This window comes from Thalassolituus hydrocarboniclasticus (assembly GCF_025345565.1).
GTDB lineage: Bacteria > Pseudomonadota > Gammaproteobacteria > Pseudomonadales > Oceanobacteraceae > Venatoribacter > Venatoribacter hydrocarboniclasticus.
In genome coordinates, this window is the sequence record NZ_CP054475.1 from 2,964,882 (window position 1) to 2,981,682 (window position 16,801).

At 52.5% G+C, this 16,801-nt stretch carries 11 protein-coding genes; 2 read left to right on the forward strand and 9 right to left on the reverse strand.

From position 1 onward, the window contains the following. Positions 1-169: 169 nt before the first annotated feature. The 4 genes from HUF19_RS13270 to purL all read right to left on the reverse strand — a co-directional run bounded on the left by HUF19_RS13270 (position 170) and on the right by purL (position 9,768). A complete protein-coding gene (locus tag HUF19_RS13270) occupies positions 170-4,747 on the reverse strand; it encodes an NACHT domain-containing protein (protein WP_260997062.1) in 4,578 nt (1,525 codons plus the stop codon). Between the two features lie 339 nt (positions 4,748-5,086). Continuing rightward, positions 5,087-5,248 (reverse strand): type II toxin-antitoxin system RelE/ParE family toxin, encoded by a 162-nt coding sequence (locus tag HUF19_RS18440; RefSeq protein WP_366516511.1) that lies wholly within the window; start codon positions 5,246-5,248, stop codon positions 5,087-5,089. Between the two features lie 97 nt (positions 5,249-5,345). Continuing rightward, positions 5,346-5,552 (reverse strand): ribbon-helix-helix domain-containing protein, encoded by a 207-nt coding sequence (locus HUF19_RS13275; RefSeq protein ID WP_260997063.1) that lies wholly within the window; start codon positions 5,550-5,552, stop codon positions 5,346-5,348. Positions 5,553-5,880: 328 nt separating this feature from the next. Beyond that, a complete protein-coding gene (gene purL / locus HUF19_RS13280) occupies positions 5,881-9,768 on the reverse strand; it encodes a phosphoribosylformylglycinamidine synthase (protein ID WP_260997064.1) in 3,888 nt (1,295 codons plus the stop codon). A 406-nt stretch (positions 9,769-10,174) separates the two neighbouring features. Between purL and mltF the strand changes: the two genes are divergently transcribed. Continuing rightward, positions 10,175-11,614 (forward strand): membrane-bound lytic murein transglycosylase MltF, encoded by a 1,440-nt coding sequence (mltF, locus tag HUF19_RS13285; protein WP_260997065.1) that lies wholly within the window; start codon positions 10,175-10,177, stop codon positions 11,612-11,614. Positions 11,615-11,651: 37 nt separating this feature from the next. Here the strand turns inward: mltF and HUF19_RS13290 are convergent, their stop codons facing one another. Together HUF19_RS13290 and tadA are read right to left on the reverse strand one after the other, a co-directional pair. Further along, positions 11,652-12,647, reverse strand: coding sequence for an alpha/beta fold hydrolase (locus HUF19_RS13290; RefSeq protein WP_260997066.1), 996 nt, complete (start codon positions 12,645-12,647; stop codon positions 11,652-11,654). A 145-nt stretch (positions 12,648-12,792) separates the two neighbouring features. Next, the gene (gene tadA, locus HUF19_RS13295; RefSeq protein ID WP_260999510.1) at positions 12,793-13,266 is read right to left on the reverse strand and encodes a tRNA adenosine(34) deaminase TadA; all 474 of its coding nucleotides are present in this window, start codon (positions 13,264-13,266) and stop codon (positions 12,793-12,795) included. A 190-nt stretch (positions 13,267-13,456) separates the two neighbouring features. On the opposite strand from tadA, the gene HUF19_RS13300 reads away from it, so the two are divergent. Further along, the gene (locus tag HUF19_RS13300) at positions 13,457-13,852 is read left to right on the forward strand and encodes an acyl-CoA thioesterase (RefSeq protein WP_145465948.1); all 396 of its coding nucleotides are present in this window, start codon (positions 13,457-13,459) and stop codon (positions 13,850-13,852) included. A gap of 44 nt (positions 13,853-13,896) precedes the next feature. Here the strand turns inward: HUF19_RS13300 and HUF19_RS13305 are convergent, their stop codons facing one another. The 3 genes from HUF19_RS13305 to HUF19_RS13315 are packed head-to-tail and all read right to left on the reverse strand — an operon-like array spanning position 13,897 to position 16,706. Beyond that, entirely contained in the window at positions 13,897-15,732 is a 1,836-nt protein-coding gene (locus HUF19_RS13305; protein ID WP_260997067.1) for a monovalent cation:proton antiporter-2 (CPA2) family protein, read from the reverse strand. Then, complete coding sequence (locus tag HUF19_RS13310) at positions 15,725-16,345, reverse strand: NAD(P)H-dependent oxidoreductase (RefSeq protein ID WP_260997068.1); 621 nt, start codon at positions 16,343-16,345, stop codon at positions 15,725-15,727. The genes HUF19_RS13305 and HUF19_RS13310 overlap by 8 nt, the downstream gene beginning before the upstream one ends. 1 nt (position 16,346) lies before the next feature. Then, complete coding sequence (locus HUF19_RS13315; RefSeq protein WP_225693383.1) at positions 16,347-16,706, reverse strand: translation initiation factor Sui1; 360 nt, start codon at positions 16,704-16,706, stop codon at positions 16,347-16,349. Positions 16,707-16,801: the final 95 nt, after the last annotated feature.

Below are 16,801 nucleotides of genomic sequence, written 5' to 3' on the forward strand. Positions count from 1 at the left end.
GAGAAGAAAGCAGAGTGGAGGGGCTGCCCGTAAAAACCAGACACCCATTGCGATACTAAATTCTTACAACCGGTGTCTGTTAGTGTTAGAGAGTCTTAGAGTGGGTGTCTTATTAGTATCGAATACTGGTTTACAATACATCATAAATAGGTGCCCATCGATAGACTACTTATGGCCTTTCCGCTGCCTCAAGCCATGTTTGAATCTCACTAACACCAACAGACAATAAAGCATCCTGAAGAGTGACAACTCGTTTCAGAAAATCTCCATCATCGGACTCTTCCAGCTCTTCGGCGTAGGCAAATAGTTGGTTCATTAGTTGAACAAGATTATTATTGTGGTCATATAAGTGGGGCTTCCATTTTTGCAGCTTTGAGATATATCTCTCAGCGCACTTTAAAGCTTTAGCTGGGTCGGATTGGGCTATGAGATTTAGCCATTCGTTAATTTCTTGAAAATGATCTCTATTGTTGTCTTGGTTCCGCCTTATCTCCAACGAGCTAATAAAGCTATTAAATACCGACTCGCTGAAGTTAATAGCGGGTTCGTTATCACCTAGCAGCCCTGCAAAATCATCACTGGCTAGTATTTGTATGTTGTCGTTTTGAGAAAAGGCGGCAATTATCCCTTTCAGGCATATTTCTGGATGAAGGTTGAAGTTTTCTCGATGGGACCATACATCCAGCGCACCTTCCCAGGCACTGGTACTGTTGAGTTCTATAAGTTTCTTAATAAATTCTTCAGATTGAATAAATCCGCTTAACCCTGAAAGAGCAGATATGCGCCCCCATGTAGCCCGCGATTCCGCATCTGAGCTAGACTTTATTTTTGCTAAATAAGGTTCAACTTTCACGAATTCATTGTGGTAGCTGTAGTATAGGAATGATTCGGCATAAGGCCATAATTCGGGGCAGTGTTGCATAGTACGTTCAAATATTTCCCATGCCAGTTCCGGTGCATCATTCTTCAGGTAAGGCAAGCGGCGAAGAATCATTGCCTTTACAGCAGAAGATTCTGATTGCGCAAACAATTTCAATGCAGAAATTGTCAGCTCAGAGTTATCACGTCCTGATTCAGAAATTTCGGTCGCAAGAACCATAATCGCATCGGCTACAGTGCCAGATTTCATATTAATTCCGTCATGAATTAATCCCAATCTGGAGTCATTCGAGTGGAACCGGTCTTCGGAGATATAAGCAAACTCCAGCATTTGAAATACAAGCTTATCTACAAGGTGTGCATCCTTGATCACATATGCGCAGGCTTCCAGTGCCTTGGCTTTGCTTCTTGTCCGGTACCAGTGACTTGGATGCCTTTCCAATTCTTCAATTACCTGTTCAGCAAGCCAGTGTTTATCAGGCTGTTCGAGGGCCTCCCAATTTTGGCCTGGTCTAAGATTGCCGTAGAGGTATCTCAGATGGCTGGAGAGTCCATCAAGGATGGATTTTCGGAACGCTGAGGCTAAGCAGTGCCAGTATCTAATCAGATAGTTGATAAACCTGATGGGTTGCCTGGAAGAAGCTTCTTCTAATTGGCGCTGAACTTCCTCTTCTCCGCCGACCAGAAAATCATCAAATCGACCTGCATAGCCTGAGTAGTGTGCCAGAATTTTTAGTAATGCCCCATCTGAAGTATCAATGATCAACTCATAAGAAAATGGTGCTCTAACAAAACCACCTCTGCAGTAAATATCTGGTTCGCGAATGTAATTCCCATTGAATTTCTCATACGCATCAAGAGTTTTCTGATTCGAGTCGGTACGAAGGAAGTTAGGCAGAGCTGAGATATAGGAAATCTTTTCTTTCGATATCCATGTAATATTGCTGTCCGGATGGACTTCATCTTCATAGAGTGATTCAATCACCTGGTTAAAGCTAGTTATGGCCTTCTCATTAAGGTGGATGGATGATATGTTTATCAGAGTTCCTATTTCAAAAGATATTCTGGATCTAAGTATTTTTTCATTAAGAATAATTCGCTGGGTAATATCTATGTTTTTTTCTGGGGCTGCGGAAAGAGCTTTTACCAAAAAATAAGTTATGGCTAAGTCGTTGCTTTCAGATAATGGAAGTCGATTTTCTTGCCACCATCGCGTGTGATTTTCGGCATTCACGGTGATCCCATATTCAATGGCATCAAACAGTACGTTTACATCATCGTATGGACTCGTTCCTCTCTCGGAGTGAGTCTTTTCATAGGAAGTGTAGTCGAGAAAATATCTGAACAGTCGAGGCCTTTCGTACTTGTACTCATTTAATAGTATATGGGCCCAATTATTGATTGTCTTTATGGCCAAAGTGAGTAGCGTCGTTGACTTGGCCATTCGATTTTTCAAGAAATCTATATTTTTGTTGCCAAACTGGTGCGGTCGGCAATTCAATGTTTTTTCAAGTCGGTAATGGAGTAAATTCTCAGGTTTCACTGCTCCAGTGATGTATCCCCACAGCTCCTGATCCGTCAAAACTTCCGCTTCTACGCATTGAGCTATGGTTTCCCCAAGAAAATCTCGATCACTATTCAGGTTTTTAAGTAGCTTCAACACCAGTGGTTTGGCTAAATGTAAGTGTTCAGCCCTGAGATCTTGCAAGCAGAAAGAGACCTGCCTCGCCAGGTTATTAGTTTCTATCCAGCTGCAATCCATTGCTTCTGTCCAAAGAGGAACAATGGCTTCAGTAGCCTCATTCAGCCATTGGCTGATTCGATAGAGATATCCTTCCAACCCTTCTTGATCTTTCGCTTGTTTCAAGTTTGGTAAAAGGTTCTGCTGCCACATATGGAACCAACTGATGTGTGCGCTATGGGTATAAATAACCTGAAAGACATCCTTGTGCTGGTTCCGCAAATCCCGTAACAACGGCCAATCACTTTGATCAACTGGCTGCTGTGCGAAGGTTTCAGCGACCAAGCGACGAAGATGAAAAGGAAAGTGTCCGGTTAATACCGCACGAAGTTGTCCCCTGAACGCCTTCTTCTCTCCTAATGCGAGTTGGTTAACAAAACTGCGAATACTGGGTCTGACAAAAGGAACCGGTGGTAACCCGGTAATAAATTCCTTCAGAGAAACATCTTCACGAATCGCATTACTGATAACCAAAACATCCAGCAGGGTTTGATGACCAAAGGTCAGTCCGTTGTCATGAGTTTTCTGGAACAGGCCGAGGCTCAGTAGCCGCCTTAAAACGGCTTCTGATCCTGAGAATTGCTGATAAGGAATAGATAGCGCTCTGGCTTCCAGCATTCGGCGAGCCGCATTCTCCACGTTGACCATGGCTTCGTCGCCAAGAGCAGTATCACTCTGTACAAAAACAGTGAGATATTTTTGGGCCAAATCCTGACTGGTGATCACGTTGAAGCTGCCAGACTGCTTCGCTAGTTCTACGTAAAGATCCAGCTCTCTGGGGTTGGTAACAAGCGTTTGGGTTGTTTGATCAATCGTTGAAGTATCAATATCCAGATCGGTGAGAAAAGGTTGGACCTGCTTCTCCCAATCCAGCGGTGGTATTTTCAGTTCCTTGTCCCAGACCTTTTCGCTGATGCGTCGATCATATTGGCGGTCAAAGTCCCTACAAGCGGTGATGACTGTAAGATTGGGAATATTTTTCAGACGATCTATTTGCGCCAGAAAATAGGACAACACATTGTGCTCGCGAGCTATCGAGAGCACGTCCAGAGAATCGATAATGACGACCACTCTGGAGAACTCAGCTTGACGAGCCGCTTGTTCAACCCACTGGCTTGATAACCCTTGATGATGTCTCTCCTCCGTGTTTGTCGCTTCGGAAAATTCTCTGGACTGAATAAACAGAGAAATAAAACCGTTCTGGGATTTGGCTCTTTCTTCCAGTGCTGCCTGTAGCTGAAGCATCAAACAGGTTTTACCTGAACCTGGCTGACCAGTGATCAAGATGGATGAGGCGTTGGCCTCTATGGCCTCAAGTACACCATGCAGTGTCGGGTTATCAAGACGCTTCCCGGCGATATCGGTTTTCCAGCTTCTGCCAATCAGGGAAGTTTGTTGAAAGGAGTTTCGAACCTCCTGCTCTGAAATAGGTGGCACCAGCATTGCGCCTGATTGATTCAGCACTGCTAATAGATCATTGCGGGTTAGCCGATGTTTACTGGTTGCGACTCCACCAGTCGGTACTCGACCACCGAGTTTTTCTAGTGTTAGCCAGAGCGATTCGTAAGCAATTTTTGAATTTGAGGCCAGTCTTTCCAGTCGCTCGATTTGAAGCTGCTCATGGCGTTCAAAGTCAGCAGGTGTCGTTTCAAAAGTCGTTCGCTCTAGTAGTTCAAATGGCGTTAGGGATACCTTGGCTGCTGCGATGATCTTTTGAACTGCTGCATAACTTTTTTGGTGGCCTTTTGTCAGGTTTTGGATGAGTTGCAGGTCATCTTCGTAGTTGGTTGCGAATTCCTGGAGCTTGGCTATATCTCCGAATGCGCTTCGGGAATAGAAAATGAGAGTAGTGGTCGGTGAGTCAGCCAATTCTTTGGCTGCTTTCTCAAGCTCGTCACCCAGATCTGCGATAGACCATGTATTAAAATTTTTCTGGTTTTTCTTGCACTGGCAGCAGATGAGAGGGCCATCCGTTTTTTTGATAACGATATCGTCGACTTGATGATAAACAGAGTCGACTTCCAGTGATTCAATATCATTGCTAGCCAAGGCATCCAGCACCCAATCAAGAGCAATCAGCTTTTGATAATAATCTCCACGGGTAGATCTTGTTCCGGCGAGGCTCATGGCATTCCTTGTCGTTCGATTGATCTCGATAAGTAAAGTCAGGTGATTTTTCAGTTCTGACTACTCGTCTTGACTGATGTTCCAGACCGCTTCTTAAAAAGCAGACCCGTAACCCCCAAAAAACTGGGCTATTCATAACTGGAAATTTCCCGGCATAATCAATATTTACAGGAGATTTTCCTATGCGTAAATCCTGTTTTAGCGAAAAACGAATCATCAAAATTTTAAAGGCAGTTGAAGCTGGTCGAACAACCAGAGAAACTATCAAGCCACCCTGCTCATCTGTTACTCACCACTCCTGCCTTCCAATCACCGCCATTACCTCCACACCTTCATCTGTCACCCGAGAATAAATACTTCTTTTCCTGTAACACACCGTCGGTATCCTGGCCGGATTTCATCGACAAGCGGGTATTGCAAAGGGCTATTTGCGATCTGGTCGAAGGAATGGAAGATATTTGATATATATTGATCGGCGGCTTCCATGCCCCAGTTATTCAATCCATATAGCCATATCAGATAGAGGTCATCTTCGGCCTGCGGTGAGAGTTTATAACTTGCTATCTCCGCCCGTCCGCTCCCTGAACCTGTTCAGCATCTATTCCTGAGATGTTGTTACCCAGCCTTTTTCAGCGACTGACATTTCTGCTGCAATTAACCGGGCACGAATGTCTTCAACCTCCCGCGCTTTACGGATCAGGTCGTTGATCACTTCACTGCGACTGGTGAATTCTTTGCTGTCGATTTGAGCCTGAATCCAGCGTTCATTCGGCTCAGTCAGTGACAGACTTGCTCTGGTTGCCATAGCCTGCTCCTCCGTACAAATCTGATGCGCTATCGATGTAATAATGCATCACTACGCTCAGCACAGCCATAAAAAAGCCGCTGCTCATTGCTGAGCCGCGGCTTTCTTTTCATTCCATGTGGTGGGCAGTGCCCACCCTACAATGCAAAGCACTCACCTGAAAACGTTAACTAGTTAGTTTTCAGGAAAGGAGCACTGCCAAAGCGTCGGCGGCGATGAGCTGGCTAGGCAAATGTGACCGAAAAAGCGCAGTTTACAAGTCGTAAATGAGCATTTTGAGGTCACATTTAACAACGCCAGATCGAGTGAGCCAGCTTTGGCTTACTCCTTAGTTCTCTTCACACCACACCCGCGCATTGCGGAACATCCGCATCCAGGCACCGTCTTCATCCCACTCACCCGGAATGTATGAGTTCTGGATGGCGCGGAATACCCGCTCAGGGTGCGGCATCATAATGGTCACACGGCCATCATTGGCGGTCAGGCCGGTAATGCCCTGTGGTGAACCGTTCGGGTTGGCCGGGTATTGCTCGGTAACGTTGCCGTAGTTGTCGACGTAACGCAGGGCGATCTGGCCAGCCAGTTCGTCAATGGCACTGTCGTCGGCAAATTCGGCGCGGCCTTCGCCGTGGGCAATGGCAATCGGCATACGTGATCCGGCCATACCAGCAAGGAATACCGAGTCGGATTCCTGCACTTCGACCATGGCAACACGGGCTTCAAACTGCTCGCTCATGTTACGCACAAAGTGCGGCCAGTGTTCGGCACCCGGAATCAGTTCGTGCAGGTTTGACAGCATCTGACAGCCGTTACACACACCGAGGGCGAAGGTGTCTTCACGCTTGAAGAAGGCTTCAAACTGGCTGCGCGCCTGGTCGTTAAACAGGATGGACTTGGCCCAGCCTTCACCGGCACCCAGTACGTCACCGTAGGAGAAACCACCACAGGCAACCAAGCCGCGGAAGCCTTCCAGGGTTACGCTGCCCGACAGAATGTCGCTCATGTGCACGTCAACCGAAGTGAAACCGGCGCGGTCAAAGGCGGCGGCCATTTCGATCTGACCGTTCACACCCTGCTCACGCAGAATTGCGACTTTCGGGCTGTTTTCAGAACCGGAAGCCGGTAAATCTGCAGTGATATCGTCATTAATATCGAAGGTCAGCTCAGCGTGCAGGCCCGGGTTTTCAGTGTCCAGCAGGGTGTCGAATTCCTGCTTGGCGCAGTCGGCGTTGTCACGCAGCGCCTGCATTTCGTAGCTGGTCTGGCTCCACAGACGCTGCCAGTTCACACGGCTTTCGCTGAGGAATTCTTCGTCCTGGAAGCTGAAGGTAATCTGGTCGTCGAAGTTCGGCTTACCGATGACGGCAGTGCAATCGCCCAGACCGGCGGCTTCAAACTGGGCCAGCACTTCTTCCAGATCGTCGCGGCGAACCTGCAGCACCGCACCCAGTTCTTCAGCGAACAGGGCAGCGGCCAGACCGGCTTCGTCATCGGCCAGCAGATCCATGGAGATATCCACACCGCAATGTGCCGCAAAGGCCATTTCGGTCAGGGTGGCGAACAGACCACCGTCGGCACGGTCATGGTAAGCCAGCAGTTTATTGTCGCTGTTTAAGCCCTGCACCACGGCAAAGAAGGCTTTCAGGTCTTCGGCGTCGTCGAGGTCAGCCGGTACATCAGCCACTTTGCCGAATACCTGGGCAAAACAGGAAGCACCAATACGGTTCTGGCCACGGCCAAGGTCAACCAGAATTAAATCGGTTTCGCCCTGATCCAGTTTCAGCTGCGGCGTCAGTACACCACGGGCATCGGTTACCGGAGCAAAGCCGGTAATAATCAGCGACATCGGTGAGGTAACAGCTTTATCGGTACCGGCATCGTTCCAGCGGGTTTTCATCGACATCGAGTCTTTACCTACCGGAATGGTCACCTGCAGCTCAGGGCAGAGTTCCATACCCACGGCTTTTACCGTGGCGTAGAGTTTTTCGTCTTCACCGTCGTGGCCTGCCGCACACATCCAGTTAGCCGACAGTTTAATGTCAGCCAGTTTGGCAATCGGCGCCGCCGCCAGGTTGGTGATGGCTTCGGCTACCGCCAGACGACCGGAAGCCGGCGCATCCAGCAGCGCGACCGGCGTACGCTCACCCATCGCCATGGCTTCGCCGGCGTAGGTGTCATAAGAAGAGGTGGTTACGGCAACGTCAGCCACCGGCACCTGCCATGGGCCAACAAACTGATCACGTGCCACGGTACCGGTAATAGAACGGTCGCCGATGGTGATCAGGAAAGATTTGCTCGCTACGGTTGGCAGCTTAAGTACGCGCGCGGCAGCATCGGCCAGATCAACACCGGTACCATTAAAGGCATCGCCGGCGGCGTTGCGGCGGCTGGCTTCACGGTGCATGCGTGGTGGCTTGCCGAGCAGAACCTGCAATGGCAGATCAACCGGCTTATTGTCGAAGTGGCTGTCAGTCACGGTTAAATGCGGCTCTTCGGTGGCATAACCCACTACCGCATAAGGCGCGCGCTCGCGGGCACAGATGGCATCAAAGGCCGCCATATCTTCCTGCGCCACCGCCAGTACATAACGTTCCTGGGATTCGTTTGACCAGATCGCCAGCGGGCTCATGCCCGGCTCGTCGTTCGGTACGTTGCGCAGTTCAAACTTACCGCCACGGCCACCGTCGTTCACCAGCTCCGGGAAGGCGTTGGAAATACCGCCCGCGCCGACGTCGTGAATAAAGGCAATCGGGTTGTTATCGCCCAGCTGCCAGCAGCGGTCGATCACTTCCTGGCAGCGGCGTTCCATTTCCGGGTTTTCACGCTGTACAGAAGCAAAGTCGAGGTCGGCATTCGACTGGCCAGAGGCCATAGAAGACGCCGCACCACCACCCAGACCAATCTGCATCGCCGGGCCACCCAGAACGATCAGGCTGGCGCCCACCGGGATTTCGCCCTTCTGTACGTGTTCGCCACGGATGTTGCCGTAACCACCGGCAATCATGATTGGCTTGTGGTAACCGCGGACTTCACCGTCGTGCTGCAGTTCGAACGTACGGAAGTAACCGCACAGGTTCGGACGGCCGAATTCGTTGTTAAAAGCAGCGCCGCCCAGCGGGCCGTCGATCATGATGTCGAGGGCCGACACGATGCGGTCTGGCTTGCCGTACTGGCTTTCCCATGGCTGTTCGAAGCCCGGAATTTTAAGGTCGGATACGGTAAAACCGGTTAAGCCGGCTTTTGGCTTGGAACCACGGCCGGTTGCGCCTTCGTCACGGATCTCACCACCAGAACCGGTCGCCGCACCGGAGTGTGGAGCAATGGCGGTCGGGTGGTTGTGGGTTTCGACCTTCATCAGGATGTGCATATCTTCCTGATGATAGGTGTATGCACGGCTGTCAGGGTTCGGGAAGAAACGACCGGCTTTATGGCCAACAATCACCGAGGCGTTGTCTTTATAAGCCGACAGAATATTTTCGTTGTAACACTCGTAGGTGTTTTTGATCATCTGGAACAGGGACTTGTCCTGATCCTCGCCATCCAGCGTCCAGGTGGCGTTAAAGATTTTGTGGCGGCAATGCTCGGAGTTCGCCTGAGCGAACATCATCAGCTCTACGTCGGTCGGGTTACGGCCCAGAATGTTGTAGTTCTCAACCAGGTAATCCACTTCGTCGTCGGCCAGTGCCAGACCCAGATTCTTATCGGCTTCGATCAGCGCATCACGACCACCGCCCAGAATATCGACGGTGCTCAGTGGCGCAGGTTCGGCGTGGGAGAACAGGTCAGCCGCAGCCGAGCTGTTATCCAGCACCACTTCGACCATGCGATCATGCAGCACGGCCGCAGCCGCAGCGCGCTCAGCTACACTGATACCTTCTACATAGTACGCAATACCACGTTCCAGACGCTGAACCTTATTCAGGCCACAGTTGTGCGCAATATCGGTAGCCTTGGAAGACCACGGCGAGATAGTGCCGAAACGCGGCACCACCAGGAAAAACTCACCCTTACCCTCTTTGACTTCGGCTTTCGGGCCGTAGCGCAGGATACGTTGCAGCACCGCCAGCTCGTTATCGGCCAGAGCTTCGTGCAGCTCGGCAAAGTGCATAAATTCGGCATACACGCCGCTGACCTGTGGCAGCACTTGCTGCAGTTTGTTCAGGACTTTGTTCTGACGGAATTCGGAAAGCGCCGGTGCGCCACGCAGCTCGAGCATCGGGGGAAAACTCCAACGTAAGGAGGTGGGTCAAAATGAGCGCGAATGATACCGGAGAGTGCCTGCTCACACCAGATTTGAACGGCCGACAGGCCAGAGCGTTGCAACAGGCACGGCCGCTGGGCCGTTGCTGGTTAAACGGGTTGCTGTAAACATCCAAGCGGCCGTGAAAAAACCATCATCGTTGCAATATCAGCAACAGTGCGTTGCTGACCCGCCCGGATGCCTGAGGCCTACAGAAAAAACAGAAGTGTTTCAACGGGTTAGGTCACTATAACGACACGAAATAGTCATCATTTTGCAAACCTGGTCTGCTGATCGGTTGTTTTTTAAGCGAATCGCACGCTACAATGACCTCAGATTTCATAAAATGCACCATAAAGGTGCAGCTTTACGGAAAATTTGCATGCAATCTGGCATAAAGCGTCTATTCTATACCATCACAATGGCGGCCCTGTGTTTAACAGCGCTGACCGGCAGCGTGCGTCCGAACAACCTCGAGCAGGTGCGGATGCATGGCGAAATTGTCATGGTCACACGCAACAGCCCGACCAGCTTTTATGAAGACCGTACAGGCCCTGCCGGTTACGAATTTGAACTGGCCCGCGCCTTTGCCGACCATCTGGGCGTTAACCTGCATGTGATGGTGGCCGACAACCTGAATGACATTTTCAGCACCCTAGAGACAGGAAAGGCGGCTTTTGCAGCCGCTGGTCTCACCCATACCGCCGAGCGTGAACGCTGGTTCCGCTTTGCCCAGCCTTATATGCAGGTGACCGAGCAGGTAATCTACCGCCGTGGTGCCCTGCGCCCGCTGCAGGTAAATGATCTGGCCAAAGGTCAGTTAGTGGTTGCTTCCGGCTCCAGCCATGCCGAGCATCTGCGCCTGCTGCAACACGGTCAGATTCCTGAACTGACCTGGAGCGAAACATCCGACCTGGAAGTCGCCGATATGCTGCAGATGGTAGCCAGTGGCAATATCGACTTTACCGTGGTCGATTCCAACGAATTTGATGTACTGCAGGCTTACTTCCCCAACCTGGCCATTGCCTTCGATTTAAGCACGCAACGGAATATCGCCTGGGCGTTCAGCCACAGCCGCGATGACAGCCTGTATCGGGCCGCCAATGAATTTTTCCAGCGCAAAGAAAATGCCGCCCTGCTGGCTGGTCTGCAAGAGCGTTACTACGGCCATCTGGATAAGCTTGATTATGTGGGTGCCAAGCGTTTCCTGCGCCAGACCAGCAATAAGCTCGACACCTACAAGCCACATTTTGAAAAAGCCGCCACCGATCACGGTTTTGACTGGCGTCTGCTGGCCGCCGTCGGTTACCAGGAAAGCCACTGGAACCCGACAGCCAAGAGCTTTACCGGTGTACGTGGCCTGATGATGCTGACCCGTAACACCGCTCGCGAGCTGGGTGTAAAAAACCGCCTCGACCCTAAGCAGAGTATTTTTGGCGGCAGCCGTTATCTGGCCAAACTGCGTGAGCGTCTGGGCGATGATGTACAGGAACCGGACCGCACCTGGCTGGCGCTGGCCGCTTATAACGTGGGTTTTGGTCACCTGACCGATGCACGTAAAATTACCGCTCAGATGGGCGGCAACCCGAATCTTTGGCTGGACGTTAAAGAAGCCCTGCCACTGCTGAGCCAGAAACGTTACTACCGCCATACCCGCCACGGTTATGCCCGTGGTCAGGAGCCGGTGGATTATGTACAGAATATCCGCCGTTACTACGACGTGCTGGTCTGGAACGAAGAGCAGAATCAAACATTCAGCGATGACGAAAATGCTCTGATGCTGTCATCATCACTGATTACCGTTATTCCTCCACTCCTATAGCAATAGTGAGTTTCGCGGATAGATTTATCCGCTTTTTTTATTCCCCGTTCTGAGCCGTCTGCGACGGTTGCAGGAGTTGCTGCTGAGGCGGCAATTCCTGCAGAAATGTGCGCACCACTTCTGCACTGTCATCCGGCACTTCCAGCATCGGCGCATGGCCGACATTGGCAAAAATATGGCTCTGGCTGTGTGCCAGATGCTGCTCAAACACGCCCACCGAACTGACATCCAGCACACGGTCCTGCTCACCCCAGAGGATCAGTACCGGTTGCTGAATCTGCTCCAGCAGACGCAGGTTATCGTCGTTGTGGCGTGCGGCTTCGGCCACCGCATGAATATCGGCAAAGATGTCGGTATTAATCGTATTGCGTGCCATCGCCCGGCGCGCCAGCACATCCGGCGCCGGCCACGGCAGGAACGGCTGCTGCACCATGGCAAAGTTGCGCAGCGCGTCGTAGTCATCCATGTTTTCGACCACCAATGGATTGCGCCCGCCGTTATCAATAATCTGCTGGAATTCACTCAGCTGCGGCGGGTACACACCAGCGGCATCAATCAGCGTAATGGAAGCCACCTGCTGCGGATGCGCCGCGCTGTACAGCAGGGCAATGCCACCGCCCATAGAATTCCCCAGTACATGTACAGGCTGAGTGAGCCTGAGCGCGTCAACAAACTCCGCCAACCAGCCGGCCTGAGCAGCGAAATCGTAGGTCAGTTGCGGGTTGTAAGAGCTTTCACCGTGGCCGGGTAAATCCGGCGCGATCACCCGGTAATCTTTAAAATGGCGGGCAAAACGCAGCCAGTTGTCTTTATCGACGGCAAAGCCATGCAGCATCAGCAGCACCGGCACATCGGCGGTTTCTGAATCGAGATACACCCAGTGATGACCCGCCACATCCAGCTCATGGCGGTTAAGCGCCGACAGCGCGCGCTCGGCTTTCAGGCCGGTTTCAAAGAGGGTGTCCTGCACTTTGGCGCAGGCGAGTAATTGCAGTGACAGCAGCGCCAGAAGCACTGAACGTAAAACAGGCATAAACGTATTCCCGGTAAGCGTTTTAATTATTTTTTTGTTTGTTATTGTTGTTTCTTACTATTGGTACGGGTCGTCGTGATCAGGAATGGTTGGTCGTTTTTTTATTATTTTTGTTCTTACTTTTTATTATTTTTTGCGCGGATGATTAATCTGCCGCCGGAGGTACCGCCTGTTTCAGACGCTTTTTCGCTTCGCGGCGCATTGCAAAGAAGGATGACATCATAGCGGAGCATTGCTCAGCAAGCACCCCGCCCTCAATTTTCATCACATGATTATAAAAAGGCTGTGCCGGTAACTGCAGCGCACTTTCTATCGCCCCGGCTTTCGGTTCGGTCGCGCCATAAACCAGCCGTGCAATGCGGCTGTGAATTAATAACCCGGTACACATGGTACAGGGCTCCACGGTGACATACAGCGTAGCGCCCGGCAGGCGGTAATTACCGATATTTCTGGCGGCATCACGCACGGCAACCATCTCAGCATGAGCACTCGGATCAAGGCTGGTAATAGGCTGATTAAAACCACGGCCGATCACTTTGCCATCCAGCACCACCACTGCGCCCACCGGCACTTCACCGGCATCGTAGGCGCGCTGCGCTTCGGCCAGTGCCAGCTGCATGCCCTGTTCGTCGTTACTGATGTGCGTGGCGGAATCTGGCAAAGTGGCCTCGTTTATCTGACTGAAATCGTGAATGGATGGCTCCCGGCGCCGGGCATTTTATACTCTTTGCCATTGTATACTCATTGCCAATGCCGCTGACAGATTCAGCAGGTACAATCAGTGACCTACTAATAACAGGAATAATATTATGTGGACGCACCACCTGAGCCCGCGCTTTGTGGAAACCGATGCCCTGGGTCATATCAACAACACCGTTTTACCGGTCTGGTTTGAAGATGCCCGCACGCCGCTGTTCCGGTTGTTTACCCCGGATCTGGATATCAACAACTGGCATCTGATCATCGCCAAAATCGAAGTCGAATTTGTTGGTGAACTGTTTTACGGCAAAGATGTGGAGATCCGCACTTACCTCACCAAGCTGGGCAACAGCTCTATGGTGATTGCCCACGAAGCCTGGCAGGAAGGCCGAATGGGGGCCCGCGGCTCGGCGGTGATGGTGCATTTTGATCACGACGCCAAGCAATCGGTGACGATTCCGGAGCCTATCCGTGCCCAGCTGAGCGAGCACTTACAGGCGCTGTAAGCGCCTGTTCTGTCGACTCATTCAGACAGCGCCTGAGATACCAGCTAGTCCCGGTCCCAGGCCTGATCGCCGCTTTCGGCATCGACCTTCTGGTCGTTTTTCAGTACCTGCTCCAGATCGACGGCATGCTGGCGCGCGCGGTTAATAAAGGCTGATTCGTCGTCCAGCACTTCACCCAGCGAGCGTACATTCAGTTCATCATGGTGGCGGAACAGTTCCGCCGCACGCTGCGCCTGATAGGCGCGGAAGCCAAGCGAACGCAATGCTTCACGGCCCAATGCCAATGCCGAGTTAAAGGTTTCTCGCTCCACATGATCAGCTCCGGCACGCAGCATTTCGGCCGCCTGACGGCGACCGCGGGCACGGGCAATAATGCGCAGCTGCGGGTAATGGCGGCGCACTACTTCGACGATCTGCAGACAGCGTTCATGATCGTCGATGGCGACGACCAGCAGCTCGGCGTCGGCCAGTCCGGCGGCTTCGAGCAAATCGAGGCGTGCGGCATCACCGTAAAACACTTTATGGCCAAAACGCCGTACGGTATCGACCTGAGTCGCATCGTGCTCCAGAACCGTAATGGCAAAGCCGTTCATTCGCAGCAGACGGCCAACAATCTGGCCGAAACGACCAAAGCCGACAACGATGGCCCGCGCCTCTTCCGATTCGATCTGATCGTGCGGGCGCGTGCTGTTATTACCCGACAGCCGCGGCAGAATCAGGCGCTCGTTAAGGATAATCAGCAGCGGTGTCGCGGCCATGCTCAGCGCGACCACCAGCACCAGCGGCTCAATCATCGTCGCTGGCAGAATCTGGTTATTACCGGCAAAGGTGAACAGTACAAAGGCAAACTCACCGCCCTGAGCGAGGGCAAAGGTAAAGATACCGTTGCTCTGCGCCGACAGACCAAACAGCCGCGCCAGCACAATCAGCACCAGCATTTTGATAATGATCAGCCCCAGCACCAGTTCCAGCACCAGCCAGGGTTTGGCCGCCAGCAAGGCGAAGTCGATGCTGGCACCAACGGAAATAAAGAACAGCGCCAGCAGCAAACCTTTAAACGGCTCAATCTCCGCTTCCAGCTCGTGGCGGTATTCACTGTTGGCTAATACCACGCCGGCAACGAAGGTGCCCAGTGCCGGTGACAAGCCGACCAACTCCATCAGCAACGCAATACCGACCACCAGCGCCAGTGCGGTAGCGGTAAAGGTTTCGCGCATACGGGTGTTGGCAATAATGCGGAACAGATGGCGGCTGACCCAGCGACCAACAATCACAATGGAGGCCACCACCGCCAGTACCAGCAGGGTTTTCTGCCAGCCGGACAAACCGGTGTGCGAAGCCGCAGCCACCAGCGAGCTGTCCAGTGCCAGCAGCGGCAGAATGGCCAGCATCGGAATCACGGCAATATCCTGAAACAGCAGCACAGCAAAGGCCGATTGCCCGGCTTCGGTTTTCAGCAGTGATTTTTCATTCAGGGTCTGCAGCACGATGGCGGTCGATGACATTGCCAGAATCATGCCCACCGCCAGACTCTGCTGCCAGGGAAAGCCCAGCTGCACACCGACCAGCAGAATCAGCACACTGGTGACCACCACCTGCAGGCCGCCGAGCCCTAAAATAGGCACGCGCATACGCCATAACAGCGACGGGTCAAGTTCGAGGCCGACCAGAAACAGCATCATCACTACGCCGAATTCGGCAAAGGCCATCACGCCTTCAACGTCGTTACCGATCAAGCCCAGCGCAAAGGGGCCGATTACCGCACCGGCACAGAGATACCCCAGTACCGAGCCAAGTCCAAGACGCTTGGCCACGGGCACCGCCACCACCGCCGACAGCAGAAAGACAAAAGCCTGCTGCATTAAGCCGCTGTCATGCATCGGCGTTCTCCTGAGGTTTTCTGAGGTCACGCAGATGCTGCAGCAGCGCGGCACGGTATTCTTCGGCGCGTTCCTGCAGATAAGGTTTGGTCAGCTTGCGGATGCGGTACACGGCAAACGGCTCCAGATAACGCATATCACAGAGCGCGGCACTCTGCTCAAAGGGCAGCAGATAGTCGCTCAGCGGACGGCGGCTGATGCCTTCTTCGCGGAAGGAATTCACCGGCCCACCGGCAGTGACCGCCAGCCACAGCGCCTTACCCGCCAGCGCCTGAGATTGCTGTTCCTGCTGCACGTTCTGGCCATAGGCAAAGCCAAAGTCGAACACCCGGTCCTGCCATTCTTTTAACAATGCCGGGGCGCTGTACCAGTACAGCGGAAACTGAAAAATAATCAGATCGTGGGACAGCAGCAGCGCCTGCTCGCGCGCCACGTCGATATGAAAATCGGGATACTCTTCATACAGGTCATGCACAGTGACCTGCTCCAGCCCCTGCACGGCCGCCAGTAATTCGCGGTTGCCGTAGGAATGCTGATGCTGGGGATGGGCGTAAACGATCAGCGCACGCGGTGGCGGTAAATCGGTCTGAGTGCCAGCAGAGGCTGCCTGCATCTCAGCCACCTGCTTTTTTAACAGTAAAACCGCGCTTGCTCAGCTCGCTGACCAGCAGGTCACGCTGATCGCCCTGAATTTCAATCAGTCCGTCTTTTAACGCACCGCCCACGCCGCATTTCTGCTTCAGTTCTTTCGCCAGCGTCTTCAGCTCGGCGCCTGCCAAAGGCACACCGCTGACAATGGTCACCACTTTGCCGCCACGGCCTTTGCTCTCGCGACTGACGCGCACAATACCGTCTCCGGCGGGTACTTCTGGTTCGCCGCAACGGCACTGATCCTGAGGTTCGCGACACTCAGGACAGGCACGGCCAAACTCGGTTGAATACACCAGACCACCGGAAGAAGATTTTTTTGCCATGGGAACACTCACACTGCTATGCGACAGAACTGGCCAATAATGACCGTAAAGAAGCGGCAAACTAAACCATCCACCGCCCTGACGCAATCACGGAT

Bases quoted from the DNA above. Each gene is read 5' to 3' on its own strand.
- HUF19_RS13270 (WP_260997062.1), bottom strand. From the start codon at position 4,747: ATGAGCCTCGCCGGAACAAGATCTACCCGTGGAGATTATTATCAAAAG.
- HUF19_RS13275 (WP_260997063.1), bottom strand. From the start codon at position 5,552: ATGGCAACCAGAGCAAGTCTGTCACTGACTGAGCCGAATGAACGCTGG.
- purL (WP_260997064.1), bottom strand. From the start codon at position 9,768: ATGCTCGAGCTGCGTGGCGCACCGGCGCTTTCCGAATTCCGTCAGAAC.
- mltF (WP_260997065.1), top strand. From the start codon at position 10,175: ATGCAATCTGGCATAAAGCGTCTATTCTATACCATCACAATGGCGGCC.
- HUF19_RS13290 (WP_260997066.1), bottom strand. From the start codon at position 12,647: ATGCCTGTTTTACGTTCAGTGCTTCTGGCGCTGCTGTCACTGCAATTA.
- tadA (WP_260999510.1), bottom strand. From the start codon at position 13,266: ATGCAGCTGGCACTGGCCGAAGCGCAGCGCGCCTACGATGCCGGTGAA.
- HUF19_RS13300 (WP_145465948.1), top strand. From the start codon at position 13,457: ATGTGGACGCACCACCTGAGCCCGCGCTTTGTGGAAACCGATGCCCTG.
- HUF19_RS13305 (WP_260997067.1), bottom strand. From the start codon at position 15,732: ATGCATGACAGCGGCTTAATGCAGCAGGCTTTTGTCTTTCTGCTGTCG.
- HUF19_RS13310 (WP_260997068.1), bottom strand. From the start codon at position 16,345: ATGCAGGCAGCCTCTGCTGGCACTCAGACCGATTTACCGCCACCGCGT.
- HUF19_RS13315 (WP_225693383.1), bottom strand. From the start codon at position 16,706: ATGGCAAAAAAATCTTCTTCCGGTGGTCTGGTGTATTCAACCGAGTTT.